This window comes from Pseudoalteromonas sp. G5_S1_54_S4 (assembly GCF_054968565.1).
In genome coordinates, this window is sequence record NZ_JBQKUL010000003.1 from 46,833 (window position 1) to 62,716 (window position 15,884).

Here is a 15,884-nt window from a genome sequence, read left to right on the forward strand (position 1 = left end):
TTTAAAAATAAAAAAACCGCCTAGGCGGTTTTTTTATTTTTAATCAGCTAAATTTGCGCTGAAAATTCGCTCTGAATCGCGGGGGATGTGGCCAGTTGATAAAAGCTAGCAATGCGTCCTGCACGCGCTTCAACTTCAATATCACGCGATTGTTCTTCGCTTTTAGCGGTTTTTACTTCTGAACTTTCACTATTAGAAAACGAGGCACTGACTCTGCTTTTATCTTCGCTGCTGTCTTCGTCATCAGCTGAAGCTAACTCAGCTTGTGCGGCAGCCATTTTCTGTGTGGCGTCTGCCGCAATCGCTCTGTCGGCACCTGAGGGTTCTGCTGGCGCTAGTGCAGCAGCAAGTACCGTTTGCATTTTATCGATGGTTGCTTGCGGATCGCCATTGATAACCCCAACATCAATCGGTACTTCACCACCTACGGCATAATTAGTGCCATCGGGGCCTCTTTGGTATTCGTAACTGGGTGAACCGGCATATTGTCCACCAACAGCGGCATGCGCTTGCTCGTGGGTTCGCACTTCGGTATCGCGAGCTTTGAGCTCTTTAATTTGTTGCTGTTCTTGCTCAAGTTGAAGCTCTTCTTGCTCACTAACTTCTTCGGCAGCTTGCTGTTTTTCTTGCTCGGCATCATCTTGATCACTATCAGCATTGCCTTCGCGTTGTTCAATAGTTTTGTTGTCTGCAATTTTGCCGCTTGCAGTATAAGTTGAACTATCGCTGTTACCAGGTAGTTTGGCTTTTTCTGCATCACTTTGAGCTTTGTTTTCAGTACTACCGGCGGTGTTTGCAGCGGCTGGGGGAATGACTTCACGTAGCTGGTTGTCACGCCGAGCAGTCTCCGTATAAACATTTGCAGTGTTTATATTGATAGACGGAAACGGCGTGACGATATTCATGAGGAATTACACTTTAATATCAACTAAAGTGCCTAGTACATCATCTGCAGTTTGAATTGATTGCGTGTTAGCCTTGGCATTAAACTCTTCAACTTTTAAGTTTACTAATGCATCATCAATTCGTGCAGGTTGAGATACCGGCGCGGTTACGGCTTCTTCAGGGCGAGCAGCCGTTAATTGACGTTGCTGCGCTAATTGAGAATCATCTTGCTGCTCTATGCTGGCACGGTTAATCTCAGCGCTGGCCTTTTCAATACCTTGGCTGGCTCTATTAAACCCTTCAACACCGCTATTAAATACAGATCCAATCGGCATAATAATAAACCTCCACCAAATAAATATTGTCTAATTATCGCTCAAAAATCACGCAAAATAAAGCTTTAAACCGCTGTATTCATGGCTTTGCTTCAAAGCATTGATTTAACGGCAGATAAAAATTCACTTTTATGAGAAATAAAAGGCGCATGCGATGCTTTGTCTATCACTTCGTACTCAAAGTCAGCATTAAGTACCACCATTTTCTCAATGGCCCGATAAGGAACGAGAGAGTCTAAGCGTCCAAAAATGCCGCGAATAGTCACTGGACATTGAGCAAATAATTCGCGTAAATCTTCATTTTGCAGTATGTCTAGCCCTGCACTTAAAGCCTCGTTATTCGGAGGCGGTGACTGACTCAATAACTGCTTTAACTGTTTTACATCATCGCGAGCCGACTCACTGCCCATTGCCTGAATTGCCAAAAAGCGCTCTATCGTTTTTGAACGCTCTTGCAACAACTGCTCTTTGAACTGTTTTAATACTTTAGGCTTAATGCCAGCCCATGGCAATTGCTCTGCAAAAAAGGGCGTTGAGGCAACTAAAATGACTTTTGATACTTTTTCTGGCCAATGTTTGGCAATATAAATAGCAAACAACCCACCTAAAGACCACCCCATTAGTACCGATTGCGGTGTTAACTGCTCACTCACCTGCTTTGCAGCATCGTGTAATGTATATGGACTTAAAGAGGCGTTATGATCACCATAACCGGGTAAATCCAAACAACGCACTTTACCTGAATATAAAAACTCTAATTCTGGTTTTATTAACTGCCACACACCTCGGCTCATTCCCCAACCATGTAACAACACACATTCATTTTGCATATTTGCCTAACCTTAACCAAACTTAAATCTATGATAGCGTTTTAGGGGGAGTTTGTAATGAGGAGAATCAGCGAATGAAACTTAGCCTAACTGATTGGCTGTTTCCCTCGTATTGCGTGTTGTGTCAGAATCAGATACACAGCTCACTGGGACTGTGTCAATTTTGTTTAGATGACTTGCCATTGCTAGATTTGGCCGAGCATGACAATTTATTTTACCGCCCTGATATTGTAGAAATGTTTCCTAACTGCAACTTTGAAAAGCTGTTTGCCTGTGCTTTTTACCAGCCCCCTTTTGATTCATGGTTAAAGCAGCTTAAATTTAATAATCAAATCCATTATAAAAAAGCACTACAGCAAGTCATCAAAAAACAACTTACTATTTTTACTAATAAACAGCATTTAGCTGCTGCTGTATTTATTATTTTACCTTTGCACAAGTCGCGTTTTTTTAGTCGAGGATTTAATCAGGTTACCCAAGTATGGCAGCCTTGTTTGTCATCCTTTAAGGTCTTGAATAATGTTTTAATACGCAATAAAAACACCTCGGCACAGTCACAACTGAGCAAAACAAAGCGGATAAAAAATTTACAGCAGGCTTTTTCATGTACTACCAATTTAGAGGGTAAAACGGTGGTCATTATTGATGATATTATGACCACAGGTGCAACACTCAATGCAGCCACCTTGTCGCTAAAAGAAGCGGGCGCTAAACAAGTCTGGGCTTTTACGACCTGTTTAACGCCACTTTAGATTTAGTTACCACTGACACGAAAGGTATGACCGAAAAATAAAGCGTTACTTAATAATCGGCTGGTGCCATACCAGTAACCTCTAAATACAGGGTTGTCTGTCATCGCAATCACACTACCTCGACCATAAGAGTGAGCCACTAGCGCAGAACCGCCGGCCACTTGCTCTACATTAACTGCATCAGTAAAACCAGCAAGTAACGGCTGTTGTGTATAGGTGAGTATATTTACAAACGGCGCTTGAGAGGCTTCAAGTAACCAGGTACTGTTTTTAAATACTGGCAGTGTGTCACGCTTAAATGAAAACGTCAGTGGGTGCGTTGTATCTACATCAGTATTAAATATAGCGCCTGCAATACGCTGGCGACCCGCTAGATGGTCTTTGTCTGCATATTTTAAACCTTGAGTATCAAATGCACTAGCCACATCTCTACGTGATAAGTAGTTTGCTTTTAATAACTGCTGATCAGCTAAGAACTTTGCCCCGCCTTTATGACCCCAAATAACGCCGCCTTTTCTCACCCAGCTTTTAATTGCCACTTTGTCGGTATCAGATAACGTCGAATAATCGCCATGCGCCAAAACAATATGGCTGTAATTACTGAGCTCTAAAGACGCTAAACGGTTCATTTCAACAATGGTAGGCGCTACGCCTACAAAGCGATCTAGGTAATACCACACTTCACCTGCTTCATATTGGCTAACCCCTTTACCGCCAACTAATAACACCTTAGGCGCAGAAACAACCGCCATAGAGCGCGAGCCTAAGTCGGCACCTTTACTGGTTAAACCGGTAGTAATTGGCTTAATTTCAATATCAAATTGGCTTTGTGCTTGATTTAGCTTTGCCACCCAATCAGTCTCTGTTTGCAGTCCTGCAGGGATAATAATACTGCCAGCATCAAAATTTATCTCATTACTCGTTGATGTTGCGGTTAATGGTTTTAATGCAACACGTGCTTTAATACCTTGCTGTAACAGACTATTGAGCATTTTTGGGGCAAGCATGTCGTCCCAAGCAAATCCGTAGGCATAGTTTTTAGTTAGCGGAGTTAAAACAGGCTGTTTTGCTTTTTGCCAAGCCGTAGTATCAACCTCTAATCCCCAGCGGCTGTTTACTTTAGCAAATGGTAAATTAAACGCATGCGCTAATGTCCAACCTGATACATCGTAAAAAGTGTTATCGGCAAAGTTTTGCTGTTCACTAAAAATAGCTTTAACTAATCGGTATTGTGGTTGCGCAAGCGGCACAAAATAGCTATTAGCGGTAAAGTTTTTACCTTCAGCTTTTAGTTCCTCTTTAACTGGATAAGCATTAATTTGGTGCTGTTTAAGTATGCTTAAAAAATCGTTAGTACGTGTTTTGTCTTCCCCACCTTGAACAATATAACCTTGATAGTCTTCATCTTTGGCAAGCTCAACCGCTTTGTTATAAAAGTTAGCCTGATACTCAAGTAAAGCTTGGCGGTTATCAATCGCTGCTTTAAACGTTGATAGACTCGTTAAAAGTTGGTTTTTAATCGTAAACGCAAAAGTTAGCGGGCCATTGATCGTTTCTTGAATATGGCCACGAGAACTTGCTTGTTCAAATAAAATACCGACACCACCATTTACATCAGGGTAAGTTGAACCTTTGCCATAATAAAAGTCATCAAAGCTTTCTTCTGTAAAATACAGTGCGTTGTTTTCATCTAAAGTTTTTGCATGATAATTTGCAATTGCTTTGGTTAGGCTCACATTTTCTTCAGGGGTAATGGGGTGTTTACGAATTGGGATCCCTGGTTGAAAAAAGTAGCTACTGTTTGGTCCCATTTCATGAAAGTCAGTTAAAATATTAGGTTTCCAATAATGAAACTTGGCTATACGCGCTCGCGACTCAGTGTGCTGCAGTAAAAGCCAATCACGATTTAAATCAAACCAGTAATGATTGGTACGGCTACTTGGCCAGCCCTCTACATGCTCACGCGTTTGCGGATCTGACGATAAGCTCATTCCACGATTACTATTAGCCCAATTAGCAAAACGTGCTAAGCCGTCTGGGTTAAGCGACGGGTCGAGTAAAATCACCGTGTTGTTAAGTAGCTCATTTATTTCATCACCTTGCGCGGCTGCTAAATAATAAGCCACTAGCAAGGCAGCATTACTCCCTGACGATTCGTTACCATGAACGCTATAACCCATCCACACAACGCTTGGCTGCTCTGCTAATTTATTGTTTGAGTTATTTAGACGAGCTAAGTGTGCTTGGCGAGTTTGTTCTATATTTTTTAGTTTGTTAGCTGCGGTAATAGTGAGCATAACTAGTGGGCGCTGCTCGTGGGTACGACCTATTACTTCAAAATTAACTCGATCGCTTTTTTGAGCTAAAATTTCCATATAGCGTACAAGCTGATCATGCCTTACATGCCATTCACCCACTTGATAACCAAGTACTTTTTCAGGTGTTGGAATGCTGGGATCAAATTCAACCTGTTGCTCAAAATAATACGACAGGGGCTTTGCCGCACTTGAAAAACTGGCTAGTATCACCATTACTGTAAATATAAACCGCATATAAATAACTCTAAAAATGTTTGTTAATTGCACGCTACCATTGCTTAAAATAGATGCCAACTTTTTACGCTCAACACTAGCCGCAACACGATGAGCGGAGTATGATATGCAGTATCCGAGTAATTTAGTCAAGTATAGACGGTTTTATGATTTCAATTTCCGAAACAGCGCAAGCGCATTTTGCTAAGCTATTAGCAGATCAATCTCAACAAACGAATATTCGTGTGTTTGTTGTTAATCCTGGTACATCACAAGCTGAATGTGGTGTTTCTTATTGTCCAGAAGACGCGGTAGAAGAGAGCGATATTCGCCTAAACTTTAACGGTTTTGACGCTGTTGTTGATGCCGAAAGCGCGCCTTTTTTAGCCGAAGCTGAAATTGATTTTGTTACTGACAAAATGGGCACGCAGCTAACTCTAAAAGCGCCTAATGCTAAAGCACGTAAGTTAGGTGAAGACGCTAGTTTAAGTGAACGCGTTCAACACATGTTAGAAACAGAAGTTAACCCACAACTTGCAAATCATGGCGGTCAAGTAAGCTTAGTAGAGATCACCGCTGCTGGTGTTGCTGTGCTTCAATTTGGTGGTGGTTGTAATGGTTGCTCTATGATTGATGTCACACTAAAAGAAGGCATTGAAAAAGAAATGATTGCTAAGTTTGATGAGATCACCGGTGTGGCTGACATAACCGATCACGAAGCTGGCGAGCACTCTTATTACTAAGTATTAACCCAATATGCTAAAGCCACTCATTTACCGCTTAGGGAGCGACCCTAAGTTGAGTCTAAAGCGCTTTTTTCGCGGCCTAGCACTGTTTGTGCTGGCCGTGATATTTATCACTTTGGGTTATTACAGTCATTATAGTTTACAAGTCATTGGCATAGTAATTTTAGCGCCGGCATTGTTTTTTGCATTCTGGGGCTACGCGGGTATTTTTGCCAATCGTTTTTCGCGAGTATTGAAAAACATCCCTGCCAAAAATAACGACCCCGATCTGTGGAAATAACGGTTTAATCAAGTAATTGATTATTAGTTTTTAGCTGCTGATATTTAATTATAAGTGTTACACCCCGCATTAACATAAAGCAACTCATTGCCAACCATAAGCCATTATTTTGCCATTCCTTAAATAGCCAAAACACCCCAAAAAAACCTATTGTCGCCGATAACAGCATACTATTTCGCATTGCTTTAGCACGTGTTAAACCAACGAATATACCATCAAACAAAAAACAACTCATCGCTAAAATTGGCAGCACAATTACCCACGGTAAGTAATGAGTAGCTTCTTCAATAACCTCAGGTACATTAGTCAACAGCTTTATAATGGAGCTGCCAAATAATATAAAAAATACACTATACAAAATGCCAAACAACATGCCCCAAAATACGCTTATTTTTACCCATAGCCTTATCTTTTCAACACTTTGTTGACCTTTCGCTTGGCCTACTTTTGCCTCGCTTGCATAGGCAATTCCATCAAGCGCAAAGCTGACCAACATTAAAAAATTGAGTAGTACCGCATTGGCTGCTAATGTAGTTTCACCTATACGTGCAGCATAAAAGGTCATAAAGCTAAAGCATAACTGCAACACTAAAGAGCGAATAAAAATATCGCGATTTAAACTTAATAATCCTGCCATTTTTTCTATGCTAAACCAATTTGCAACCGCTAAACTTATGCCCTGTTTTTTAGCTAGCTGAGCCACTAACAGCAAAGCAAAAATTAAAGCCGTGTAATCCGCTATTAATGATGCCCAAGCCGCCCCTGCAACCGCCCAATCAAGATAAACTACAAAATAAATGTCGAGTACAATATTGGTAATATTAGTGACTAACAATAAATAAAATGGCCCTCGCCCATAATGAACGCCGAGCATCCAGCCTAATAATACTAAGTTACATAGCGCTGCTGGGGCGCTAAAAATACGAATACTAAAATACCGATAGGCCTCATTGAGCACATCACTATTGGCAGCAGATAAATACGCAATGGCGTGTTTTATAAGGGGGGATAATAAAATCAGAATTAGAGCTACGCTGCTGGCCAATAACAAACTGCGTTTGAGTAAAGCTGCCAGCTGAGTTAAATCATTTTTACCGTAAGCCTGTGCCACCAGCCCAGTGGTGCTCATTCTTAAAAAACCAGCAAGCCAAAATAAAATGGAGATCACGGTAGAACCTAAGGCAATTCCCGCTAAATAATGCGCACTCCCCAGGTGACCAATCACTGCCGTATCAACAATTCCTAACAACGGCACAGTAATATTTGATAATATCATTGGACCGGCTAACAACAACAAGCTTTTATGGTGTGCTTTATTATGTATAAGAAATTGTTTCATTTAGTATTATTGTTCCTGATTTGCGGTTCTTTACGTGCGCAAGCAGCTGTTATTCTACAGTATCATCACGTCAGTGAAACCCTTCCCGCGGTGACCAGTGTAAGCGCCAACACTTTTACTAAACACTTAAATTATTTAAAAGAGCATAACTTTAACGTTATTCCACTAAACGAGCTGATTAGCGCATTAAAACAAGGTAAGGCTTTAGACGATAAAACGCTCGCGATTACTTTTGATGATGGATACAGCAATAACTACGAACAAGCTGCGCCTATTCTTGAGAAATTTGGCTATCCGTACACTATTTTTGTAAACCCAAAACTCATTGATGAACAAGCGGGTTATGTGATGGGATGGGATAAGCTCAGAGAGCTTGCAAAAAAAGGCGCCCTTATTGCCAACCATAGTGCCGAGCATAACTATCTGCATAAAAAGCGCGAAAATGAAACACAAAGCCAATGGCGTGAACGCACTAAAAACGACATTCTTAGTTCACAGCAGCGTATTAAAGAAGAAATAGGCCACGATTATAAATACCTTGCCTATCCATACGGAGAGTTTAACAATCAGCTACAAGCTCTCGTTACTGAACTAGGCTTTATTGGCATTGGTCAGCACTCCGGTGCAGTTAATCAACACTCTAACTTTAGTCGCTTACCGCGCTTCCCTGCTTCAGGTTTTTATAGCAAGCTAGAGACGTTAATTACCAAGATAAATTCAACTGCCTTTACCATTAATAAGCTAACCTATAAAGATAGTGTCACTTCACAAAATCCACCGTCACTCACAATAAAACTTGAGACAAATGACTTTCATAAGAGTCAATTTGCCTGTTATGTGTCAAGCGTTGGTCAAGCTAATTTAAATTGGTTAGACGATAATACAGTTGGGGTGACCTCGCCAAAACAGCTTAATAAAGGCCGCTCTCGCTTTAACTGCACCGCCCCATCAATAAAAAAAGCAGGCAGTTATTATTGGTTTTCACAGCCTTGGGTGATCAACTAAGTTTTACTTTTTATTACTTGATTTAATAACCGCTGGGTCATTTTCTCCAGCGGTACGACTTCATTTGCTGCCCCCATATCAATAGCAGCTTTGGGCATACCCCATACCACAGACGAATACTCATCTTGCGCAAGTGTTTATGCACCTTGTTGCTTTAATGCGAGCAATCCTTTTGCACCATCACTTCCCATACCGGTTAATAGTGTGGCAACAATATACTTAGCACCCATTTCAAGTAATGAGTTAAACAGTACATCTACTGCGGGCTTATGCCTATTTACAGGTTCACCATCATCAAGCTGACAATATAATGCACTACCTTGTTTGCTAATGCGTAAATGTAGCCCGCCGGGAGCTATATAAGCGCATCCTGCTACCAGCTTATCGCCTTGTTGTCCCTCCTTTACGTTAATGGTACAGGTGCGCTGTCGCTGAAATCAAAGCGTGACAAACACCGAATATACATATCAATCACTTAAAAATAACCTGCAACCATTCCCCGACATAAAATACAACCATACGATGACATAGAAGTTAAGGATTATGTGTGTTTAAGGCTGCCGTTGGCAAATCGCTATCGTCAGTACGTACATAAAGAATAGGTAGAATTTCAGTATTTACGATTATAGGGCTGAATTCCAGCCTATCCTAATACTTGGTTTTCGCTCAAACCGAACTTCGCAAAAGTGCCATAAGCTGCCTTTCCGGTTTAACTCATATCTGCCCAAAAATCATTTAGAGCTAATGCTTATTACACCTTCAAAAGACCTTACTTACCCCAATTTTTATAATGAATCAGTATATGCTCAGTTGATTAATTACTGGATTGTCCTAAGTCTAGGGATATGGTGTCTATTTACTTTTATCAGATAAACCTTTGGCGATCTAGCAACCCAGATGCTTAGGATACCCGAAGTGCATATTTCAAAAGTTAGAATTGAAAAATTCCGCAATTTTCGTGAATTGGAAATCATGAACTTTCTATTCGGATGAGGGAGAGGGGCTTAACTTGCCCTCTTGTTATTTTGTTGTGCCACTGCGATTTCTGACTAATTTATACCCCTTCTAAAGCCTCTCTGAGCTTGTCGAGCACAAAGTTGACATTAGCAGACTTTAAGCGACAAACACCCAGCCTAGTCAACTCACATAATAACTCCAAACTGCCAAACTCAGCCTTAAATTTCACGCTATCAACCAAATACCGCTTATCTGAAATGATAGTGCTGAAATCATCTCTAATGTCTTTTATGCCATTCACTGTAATTTTCGCAGAAGCCCCCTGTGAAACACGGATGCCATATGAGGACAATTGAGTAACTTTCAAAGAATCAGACGCGCGCTCCAAGTAACCAACCCAACGCTCGGGGGCCACAAGAGCATGAAAAAACACTATAAATTCAATACCTTTTCAAGATAAGCTATACTGCGCATCGCTTTCTTCTGCATTGCTGGCATCCCTTTACTAAAACTGGTTTCTGCCTTTAATTGATTAAAGGCGATATGCCTCAGCCCTGCAAATACAGACGCTGCACCTTCGCGCCTAATTCGGCACTCATCTTCTTTAAACCCTACGTCTAAACGCCAATGTAATCCGTTCTCTATCTGCCAATGTTGCCGCGCTGACCTTGCCAATTCTTCCGCCGTTAAATGTGCTGAACTGATATAATATCTATAAGATAACTCATTGCTTATTTTACCTTTTTCCTTTCTGTAGGAAACAATAACACCCACTGTTTTTGCCCCTTCCCAGTGTATCGTTTCTGATAAATTACTTACGTCATGGCGCACTGCACAACACCTAAACTCCTCTCTGTTTTTTTGATAATCTGCTTCATTAAACAAAACCACTTTAGACGTTTTCGTATTATCTCCGGTATTAAAGCCCCCTCTATTTGCGACAAGAGTCCTTTATGATTTGCCTTCACTGCAAGAAGGTAATCAGCTTCTTTGCTCACTATTTTTTCTGCAATTGATTTTTGACACCCCATGGCGTCAATTGTGACTAAGCACCCTTTTATCTCAAGTAACTCTAGAAGTGTTGGTAACGTTGTTATTTCATTCGACTTTTTATCTTGATGTAAAACTTCAACATGAACAATTGAAAGTTCGTTTGGTAGTTTAAGCATTTTTTAAGCTTTTCCTTATCAACTCAATCCATAACAAAAGCTTAGAGCGAGATAATGAAAACGCCACAAAAACGACTAAAAAACAACCAGTCAATTAAAAACCGTTAATAAAAAACGCGAAAAGGGGCATAAAGCCCCTTTAAAATCGTAAAACCTTTAAAAGCTAGTTTTTGTAGTGTTCGGCTATTTCAATAAATTCTGCTGTTAATTTTGTAGTATTAACCAAAGGCACATCACCTTGTTTAAATTCAGGCTTAAAAATAGCTCTTAGTGCGCCACTGCCATCAACAAGGGCAACAGATGCACTATGATCCACCGCATAGTCTGATTCATTACTATCACTAATTGCGTAAATTAATCCAAGCTCGCGGACAAATGGAAATAAGTCTTTATGCTCACCTGACACAGCTAAAAAATCTGGATTAAAGTAATCTATGTACTCTTTACGTTTTTGGGCAATATCACGTTTAGGATCAACAGATATAAACCATACTTGTAGTGGGTACTCAGCCTGCAAATTTTTATAGACATTGTTGAGCTTAGCTAGCGTCATTGGGCAAATATCAGGGCAACTTGTGTAACCTAAAAAGACTAAATTCCATTGACCTAAAAACTGCTGTTTGGTTACTGAATTCCCTTGTTGATCATTCAACGAGAAATCAGATAACGGCTTTGCGGTTTCATAAACTAACGCATCAAGATCTTGTAAATTATTTTTATCACTACAGGCTGATAAAAAGAGTACTGAAAAAACAACTAAACCACACCATAACCGCTTCATATAACTAGCCATTTATCTATAAATAAGATGATAAATAGTATCATCAAATGAATAATCGAAAAACGAAATAAATCCATCGCAGTGTCTTCTTTGGCGGCAAACTTTAAGTTAATTGCTTTGTATATAAATACAATATTGAGAAGACATGCCCCGCTTAGATAAATAAGCCCTGACATGCCAATCAAATAAGGAAACACACATACAATGGCGAGTAATACCGAATATGCAAGCACGCATGTTTTACAAAAATCGATACCATGGGTGACCGGTAACATGGGGATTTTAGCCCGCTCATAATCACTTTTACGCGCGATGGCGAGCGCCCAAAAATGAGGTGGGGTCCAGGTAAATATAATCATCACCAGCAACCAAGGGGCTGCCGCCATTTGATTTGTTTCAGACACCCAACCGAGTAATGGAGGCATTGCACCGGCTAATCCCCCTATAACTATATTTTGTGGTGTGGCACGTTTTAAAAATGACGTATAAATAAACGCATAACCAACAAGTGCAAATAAGGTCAGTATGGCTGTGAGCGTATTTGCCCACAACATCAGCATAATAAACCCAGCAACCCCAATCACAGTGGCAAAGCTCAGTGCATGTAATTTACTTAAACGCCCTTTAGCAACAGGGCGATGGCGGGTGCGTGCCATTTTGCTATCAATTTCACTATCAACAACATGATTAATGACTGCGGCGGCCGCAGAGAGTAATCCAATTCCTAATAAACTGATGAACTGAACCCCAACACCTCTGCCAACATCAGGGGCTAGCGCTAAGCCAACCCATGCTGTTAACACTAGCATAGCCACTACTTTAAATTTACTTATTGCCAAATAATCTTGGATTAAGTGGTAACTTTTAGTCAATAACGATGCGCTGTAAACGGGCTGCATTGCTTTTTTATTAATTGTAAGTGCCATAATCATTCCCCTCTAAGTACGTACTTTTAGGTAATAACATAACCTAACCATAGTTAATAACAGTATGGCAGCCATTAAGTTATGCGCCAGTGCCACGCCTAACGGAAAATGAAAATGCACCACGGCTAACCCTAAAGCTATCTGGCAGAATAACGCCACTAACACACTCACCGTACAGCTTTTAATTTTTTGCGAATAGGCATGACTGTATATACGCCACACCACCAAGGCTAAAACAATGCAAGTAACTAAGGCCCATATTCGATGCAGTAAATGAATAGACATACGCGCCTGTTGCGACAACACACCAAATTCATAATTACTGTGCTCAAGGGGGAGCTGAAAGACACTACTGAATGAAAAAGGCTGAGCGTAACTACACAGCGGTAAGCCATTACAATGTGGAGCCGCATAATTAGCCGCTAACCAACCACCAAGGGCGATTTGTAAAATCAGTACCGTTAATGCCACGAGGCTTAATTTAAAGTGAGATTTTGCGCCCGCATCACCACCCGTAATAGGTTGGCTGGTCAGACGCAAATACAATAGCGTTAATAACGCTAAAATACTAAATCCTCCGAGCAAATGCCCCATAACTATAAGCGGCTGTAGGCTCATAGTAACCGTCCACATACCTAATGCGGCCTGAAAAATAACAAGCAGCAGCAATATCATAGGCAACCTTACAGGCGTGGTTGGGTACTGACGCTTTAGAAAAGCTAAAATAAACAACACTAAAATTAATACCCCAAGCGTGCCTGCAAAGTAGCGATGGATCATTTCTTTCCATGCTTTTGCTTTTTCAAATATCATATCGGGATAACTTTGAATCGCTTGTGCAATCTCTGCTTCGTGTTTAGGCACGGTTAAAAAGCCATAACAACCAGGCCAATCGGGACAACCAAGCCCTGCGTCACTTAAACGCGTGTATGCGCCCAGAGCCACCACAATTAATGCGAATAAACTCGTTGCTAATACCAAATTTTTATAGTTTTTATACATAGCATCCTCTACTTAGCTCGAACGAGAGTAATTGAGTAATTTTTTTAGATCTTTTAATAACCCTTTTTGGATCAAGCGGTTTTCTTGTGGTTGAGAACTAAATGGATACTCCAGTACAATTAGCCCCATATGATCGATTAAATACAAACTGGCAGGCTTTAACTGCTGTTGCTCATCAATAACATGCCAACGCGTTGTAACTAGCTCAGGCTGTCCCATAATAGCCATATCAACTTTGTGTTGGTTTTTGCCAAGGGCAACATATAAATTGTCTAAAGCGGCTAATTGCTCTGTGCAAGACGCTTTGCATTGTGCTGAATAATTTAAAGCGATGGTCCATTGCTTAGGGTTATGCTGCGCCCAATTGTCTAGCTTAATTTCACGCTCTAAAAATTCACCATGGTTAGTAATTGCTGTAGGTAGCCAATCAAGTTTTAACGCGCTGTAAGCCAGCACTAAGGGAATAGCGCAGCACACAGCAAAGAGTAACAGGGGTTTATTTTTCATTATCTATCCTCTTCCTGCTTGCAAAAATAGCGACCACCACACAGGCAACCGCAATTAAAAACCACTGTACTGAGTAGGCATAATGTTTTTCTGGACTCATAACAACGGCTTCATAATGAGGGGCAGCAATTTCATCAGCTTGACCTTGGCGGTAAGCCATAAAATTCACTAAAGGGCGATTAGATTGGCTACTCAATGCTTGTAAATCAATGACTTGAATTCGTTTGGCTAAATCCGACTGAGTATTGTTATTGGCTAAGGTAAAGCCACTTAAATTATCTTCTTTAATTTGTGCCGTTAACGTAAATTTACCACTAGGTATTGTTATGTTTGGTAGGATTTCTCTTGAACGTTCTGCTTTTACCCAGCCTAAGTTCACTAACAAAAAGCGTGATTCATCAGACAGTTTTAATAATGCCAGTAAGTCGTAACCAACCTGACCATTATAGATTTGGTTATCAAGCAACCAATAATTATTAGTGTCAAAATAACCATTTAACGAAACCAATACACCGGTTTTGTTCCACTCTTTTGGCAGCTGTTGTAACTCTGCCCAGCTCATTACGCCATGTTGTTGTATATTTTCAATGGCACTAAGCTGCTGTTGCTTTTGTTCTGCTCGCTGTAATTGCCAAAACCCTAGTCGCACACAAACCAATACCACAATAACAACCAAGCAAATTGTTATTATTGAGCTAAGCTTTTGTTTGTTAAATACAACTAACTGCATAAGGGTAAAATCCAGTGATTATTAAAATTATTATTGTTCTACTGTTATTATTTATATTATTTAATTTATTTCGTGCTTTATTAATTATGGTGTCAGGGAAAACCAATGGACGCCCTATGTCTCACTTTTTAGGGCGTCGGGTGTTATTTTCTGTTGTGGTATTAGTGATGGTGATTGCCGCACTAAAACTTGGTTTTATTACGGCAAATCAGTCCCCCTTAATCACTAAAGCACATACACAAATACAAACAAACACAGCCAAACAACATCAACAAAATGCCAGTACCAAGCTGCAGCTTGAAAGGCAAAGTGCTTATCTTTAGTGAAATGTCCTTTCATAATGCGTAAAAACACCACCAATAAAATAATTGTTCCTAAGGTGACGTGCATGCCGTGAAAGCCGGTTAACAAAAAGAAGGTATTGCCATAAATGCCCGCATCAAGGGTTAAGTTAAGATCGTTATAAGCATATATATACTCTTCTACCTGCAGCCCTAAAAAGCACACTCCGAGTAAAATGGTCGCTCCCAAGCATACTTTGAGTAGGGTACGTTTATTATTTTCCATCGCCACATGGGCAAAATGTAAAGTTACCGACGAGGCCAGCAAAATAAGGGTGTTGATAAGCGGCAACCCTTGCCAGCCCATCGCTTGGGTCGTAGTGCCTCCTGGGGTATTTAGCAATGGCCACATGGATTCAAACGTCGGCCACAATACTTCATTTGTCATGGCGTTGTTATCCGCACCTCCTAACCAAGGCACAGAGAACATGCGGGCATAAAATAATGCGCCAAAAAATGCCATGAAGAACATCACTTCTGAAAAAATAAACCAACTCATTCCTTGCCTAAAAGAACGGTCCATTTGTGCAGAATAAAGCCCTTGATCAGACTCGTGTATGACATTTTTAAACCAGCTAAACAGCATGTAAAGTAGTACAGCTATACCTACGTATAACAAGTAAACACCATTACCACCCTCTTTGCCCATATCCATTACGGTTAAGGCTGCGCCTACCGCGATAAAAAACAACGCAACCGCCCCTATAATGGGCCATGGACTTTGCTCTGGTACATAATAATGTTCATATTTTTGATTCATTTTATTTG

Annotated in this window: 19 protein-coding genes and 1 pseudogene; 5 read left to right on the top strand and 15 right to left on the bottom strand. The window is 40.6% G+C overall.

The features are described 5' to 3' along the window. Positions 1 to 47 precede the first annotated feature (47 nt). The 3 genes from ACTRWE_RS02080 to bioH all read right to left on the bottom strand — a co-directional run bounded on the left by ACTRWE_RS02080 (position 48) and on the right by bioH (position 2,050). Positions 48 to 905, bottom strand: a complete 858-nt coding sequence (locus ACTRWE_RS02080) for a putative metalloprotease CJM1_0395 family protein (RefSeq protein WP_462879429.1) — start codon at positions 903 to 905, stop codon at positions 48 to 50. A gap of 6 nt (positions 906 to 911) precedes the next feature. After that, entirely contained in the window at positions 912 to 1,220 is a 309-nt protein-coding gene (locus ACTRWE_RS02085; RefSeq protein ID WP_008112879.1) for a hypothetical protein, read from the bottom strand. 92 nt (positions 1,221 to 1,312) lie between these two features. Further along, positions 1,313 to 2,050 (bottom strand): pimeloyl-ACP methyl ester esterase BioH, encoded by a 738-nt coding sequence (bioH, locus tag ACTRWE_RS02090; RefSeq protein ID WP_138561360.1) that lies wholly within the window; start codon positions 2,048 to 2,050, stop codon positions 1,313 to 1,315. A 74-nt stretch (positions 2,051 to 2,124) separates the two neighbouring features. On the opposite strand from bioH, the gene ACTRWE_RS02095 reads away from it, so the two are divergent. Next, positions 2,125 to 2,802 (top strand): ComF family protein, encoded by a 678-nt coding sequence (locus ACTRWE_RS02095; RefSeq protein ID WP_462879430.1) that lies wholly within the window; start codon positions 2,125 to 2,127, stop codon positions 2,800 to 2,802. 2 nt (positions 2,803 to 2,804) lie between these two features. Here the strand turns inward: ACTRWE_RS02095 and ACTRWE_RS02100 are convergent, their stop codons facing one another. Next, on the bottom strand, positions 2,805 to 5,354 hold the full coding sequence (locus ACTRWE_RS02100) for a M14 metallopeptidase family protein (RefSeq protein ID WP_417669720.1): 2,550 nt from the start codon (positions 5,352 to 5,354) through the stop codon (positions 2,805 to 2,807). A 146-nt stretch (positions 5,355 to 5,500) separates the two neighbouring features. Between ACTRWE_RS02100 and nfuA the strand changes: the two genes are divergently transcribed. Further along, the gene (nfuA, locus tag ACTRWE_RS02105; RefSeq protein ID WP_076922643.1) at positions 5,501 to 6,076 is read left to right on the top strand and encodes a Fe-S biogenesis protein NfuA; all 576 of its coding nucleotides are present in this window, start codon (positions 5,501 to 5,503) and stop codon (positions 6,074 to 6,076) included. A 13-nt stretch (positions 6,077 to 6,089) separates the two neighbouring features. Continuing rightward, positions 6,090 to 6,359 carry a hypothetical protein gene (locus ACTRWE_RS02110; RefSeq protein ID WP_462879431.1) on the top strand — a complete coding sequence of 90 codons (270 nt, stop codon included), beginning with the start codon at positions 6,090 to 6,092 and terminating at the stop codon, positions 6,357 to 6,359. Between the two features lie 4 nt (positions 6,360 to 6,363). Here ACTRWE_RS02110 and dinF read toward each other — a convergent pair whose 3' ends face one another. Next, the gene (gene dinF, locus ACTRWE_RS02115; RefSeq protein ID WP_462879432.1) at positions 6,364 to 7,698 is read right to left on the bottom strand and encodes an MATE family efflux transporter DinF; all 1,335 of its coding nucleotides are present in this window, start codon (positions 7,696 to 7,698) and stop codon (positions 6,364 to 6,366) included. Between dinF and ACTRWE_RS02120 the strand changes: the two genes are divergently transcribed. Further along, complete coding sequence (locus tag ACTRWE_RS02120) at positions 7,678 to 8,703, top strand: polysaccharide deacetylase family protein (RefSeq protein WP_462879433.1); 1,026 nt, start codon at positions 7,678 to 7,680, stop codon at positions 8,701 to 8,703. The genes dinF and ACTRWE_RS02120 overlap by 21 nt on opposite strands. Here the strand turns inward: ACTRWE_RS02120 and ACTRWE_RS02125 are convergent. From ACTRWE_RS02125 to ACTRWE_RS02165, 9 genes and pseudogenes are all read right to left on the bottom strand, one after another. After that, positions 8,700 to 9,128 (bottom strand): annotated as a pseudogene (locus ACTRWE_RS02125) (CheB methylesterase domain-containing protein); the annotation flags it as partial. The gene ACTRWE_RS02120 and the pseudogene ACTRWE_RS02125 overlap by 4 nt on opposite strands. A 629-nt stretch (positions 9,129 to 9,757) precedes the next feature. Beyond that, on the bottom strand, positions 9,758 to 10,093 hold the full coding sequence (locus ACTRWE_RS02130) for a hypothetical protein (protein ID WP_212746075.1): 336 nt from the start codon (positions 10,091 to 10,093) through the stop codon (positions 9,758 to 9,760). Beyond that, positions 10,093 to 10,551 carry an ISAs1 family transposase gene (locus tag ACTRWE_RS02135; RefSeq protein WP_462879434.1) on the bottom strand — a complete coding sequence of 153 codons (459 nt, stop codon included), beginning with the start codon at positions 10,549 to 10,551 and terminating at the stop codon, positions 10,093 to 10,095. Before ACTRWE_RS02135 ends, ACTRWE_RS02130 begins: the two co-directional genes overlap by 1 nt. Further along, on the bottom strand, positions 10,476 to 10,829 hold the full coding sequence (locus ACTRWE_RS02140) for an ISAs1 family transposase (RefSeq protein ID WP_462879435.1): 354 nt from the start codon (positions 10,827 to 10,829) through the stop codon (positions 10,476 to 10,478). Before ACTRWE_RS02140 ends, ACTRWE_RS02135 begins: the two co-directional genes overlap by 76 nt. A 163-nt stretch (positions 10,830 to 10,992) precedes the next feature. After that, a complete protein-coding gene (locus ACTRWE_RS02145; RefSeq protein WP_462879436.1) occupies positions 10,993 to 11,610 on the bottom strand; it encodes an SCO family protein in 618 nt (205 codons plus the stop codon). Beyond that, positions 11,607 to 12,536 carry a heme o synthase gene (cyoE, locus tag ACTRWE_RS02150; RefSeq protein ID WP_024602182.1) on the bottom strand — a complete coding sequence of 310 codons (930 nt, stop codon included), beginning with the start codon at positions 12,534 to 12,536 and terminating at the stop codon, positions 11,607 to 11,609. The genes ACTRWE_RS02145 and cyoE overlap by 4 nt, the downstream gene beginning before the upstream one ends. A gap of 12 nt (positions 12,537 to 12,548) precedes the next feature. Next, complete coding sequence (locus tag ACTRWE_RS02155) at positions 12,549 to 13,538, bottom strand: COX15/CtaA family protein (RefSeq protein WP_462879437.1); 990 nt, start codon at positions 13,536 to 13,538, stop codon at positions 12,549 to 12,551. 12 nt (positions 13,539 to 13,550) lie between these two features. Next, positions 13,551 to 14,045 carry a hypothetical protein gene (locus tag ACTRWE_RS02160; protein ID WP_013466136.1) on the bottom strand — a complete coding sequence of 165 codons (495 nt, stop codon included), beginning with the start codon at positions 14,043 to 14,045 and terminating at the stop codon, positions 13,551 to 13,553. Beyond that, on the bottom strand, positions 14,035 to 14,775 hold the full coding sequence (locus ACTRWE_RS02165) for an SURF1 family protein (protein ID WP_462879438.1): 741 nt from the start codon (positions 14,773 to 14,775) through the stop codon (positions 14,035 to 14,037). The genes ACTRWE_RS02160 and ACTRWE_RS02165 overlap by 11 nt, the downstream gene beginning before the upstream one ends. 14 nt (positions 14,776 to 14,789) lie before the next feature. Between ACTRWE_RS02165 and ACTRWE_RS02170 the strand changes: the two genes are divergently transcribed. Further along, complete coding sequence (locus ACTRWE_RS02170) at positions 14,790 to 15,098, top strand: DUF2909 family protein (protein WP_081485455.1); 309 nt, start codon at positions 14,790 to 14,792, stop codon at positions 15,096 to 15,098. On the opposite strand, the gene ACTRWE_RS02175 is transcribed toward ACTRWE_RS02170, so the two are convergent. Further along, complete coding sequence (locus ACTRWE_RS02175; protein WP_138626739.1) at positions 15,001 to 15,876, bottom strand: cytochrome c oxidase subunit 3; 876 nt, start codon at positions 15,874 to 15,876, stop codon at positions 15,001 to 15,003. The two genes, ACTRWE_RS02170 and ACTRWE_RS02175, sit on opposite strands and share 98 nt — an antisense overlap. Between the last annotated feature and the right edge of the window lie 8 nt (positions 15,877 to 15,884).

Coding starts and splice junctions, on each gene's coding strand:
- ACTRWE_RS02160 (WP_013466136.1), bottom strand. CDS start 14,045: ATGAAAAATAAACCCCTGTTACTCTTTGCTGTGTGCTGCGCTATTCCC.
- ACTRWE_RS02095 (WP_462879430.1), top strand. CDS start 2,125: ATGAAACTTAGCCTAACTGATTGGCTGTTTCCCTCGTATTGCGTGTTG.
- ACTRWE_RS02110 (WP_462879431.1), top strand. CDS start 6,090: ATGCTAAAGCCACTCATTTACCGCTTAGGGAGCGACCCTAAGTTGAGT.
- ACTRWE_RS02145 (WP_462879436.1), bottom strand. CDS start 11,610: ATGAAGCGGTTATGGTGTGGTTTAGTTGTTTTTTCAGTACTCTTTTTA.
- cyoE (WP_024602182.1), bottom strand. CDS start 12,536: ATGGCACTTACAATTAATAAAAAAGCAATGCAGCCCGTTTACAGCGCA.
- dinF (WP_462879432.1), bottom strand. CDS start 7,698: ATGAAACAATTTCTTATACATAATAAAGCACACCATAAAAGCTTGTTG.
- ACTRWE_RS02080 (WP_462879429.1), bottom strand. CDS start 905: ATGAATATCGTCACGCCGTTTCCGTCTATCAATATAAACACTGCAAAT.
- ACTRWE_RS02100 (WP_417669720.1), bottom strand. CDS start 5,354: ATGCGGTTTATATTTACAGTAATGGTGATACTAGCCAGTTTTTCAAGT.
- nfuA (WP_076922643.1), top strand. CDS start 5,501: ATGATTTCAATTTCCGAAACAGCGCAAGCGCATTTTGCTAAGCTATTA.
- ACTRWE_RS02155 (WP_462879437.1), bottom strand. CDS start 13,538: ATGTATAAAAACTATAAAAATTTGGTATTAGCAACGAGTTTATTCGCA.
- ACTRWE_RS02175 (WP_138626739.1), bottom strand. CDS start 15,876: ATGAATCAAAAATATGAACATTATTATGTACCAGAGCAAAGTCCATGG.
- ACTRWE_RS02140 (WP_462879435.1), bottom strand. CDS start 10,829: ATGCTTAAACTACCAAACGAACTTTCAATTGTTCATGTTGAAGTTTTA.
- ACTRWE_RS02165 (WP_462879438.1), bottom strand. CDS start 14,775: ATGCAGTTAGTTGTATTTAACAAACAAAAGCTTAGCTCAATAATAACA.
- bioH (WP_138561360.1), bottom strand. CDS start 2,050: ATGCAAAATGAATGTGTGTTGTTACATGGTTGGGGAATGAGCCGAGGT.
- ACTRWE_RS02120 (WP_462879433.1), top strand. CDS start 7,678: ATGTATAAGAAATTGTTTCATTTAGTATTATTGTTCCTGATTTGCGGT.
- ACTRWE_RS02085 (WP_008112879.1), bottom strand. CDS start 1,220: ATGCCGATTGGATCTGTATTTAATAGCGGTGTTGAAGGGTTTAATAGA.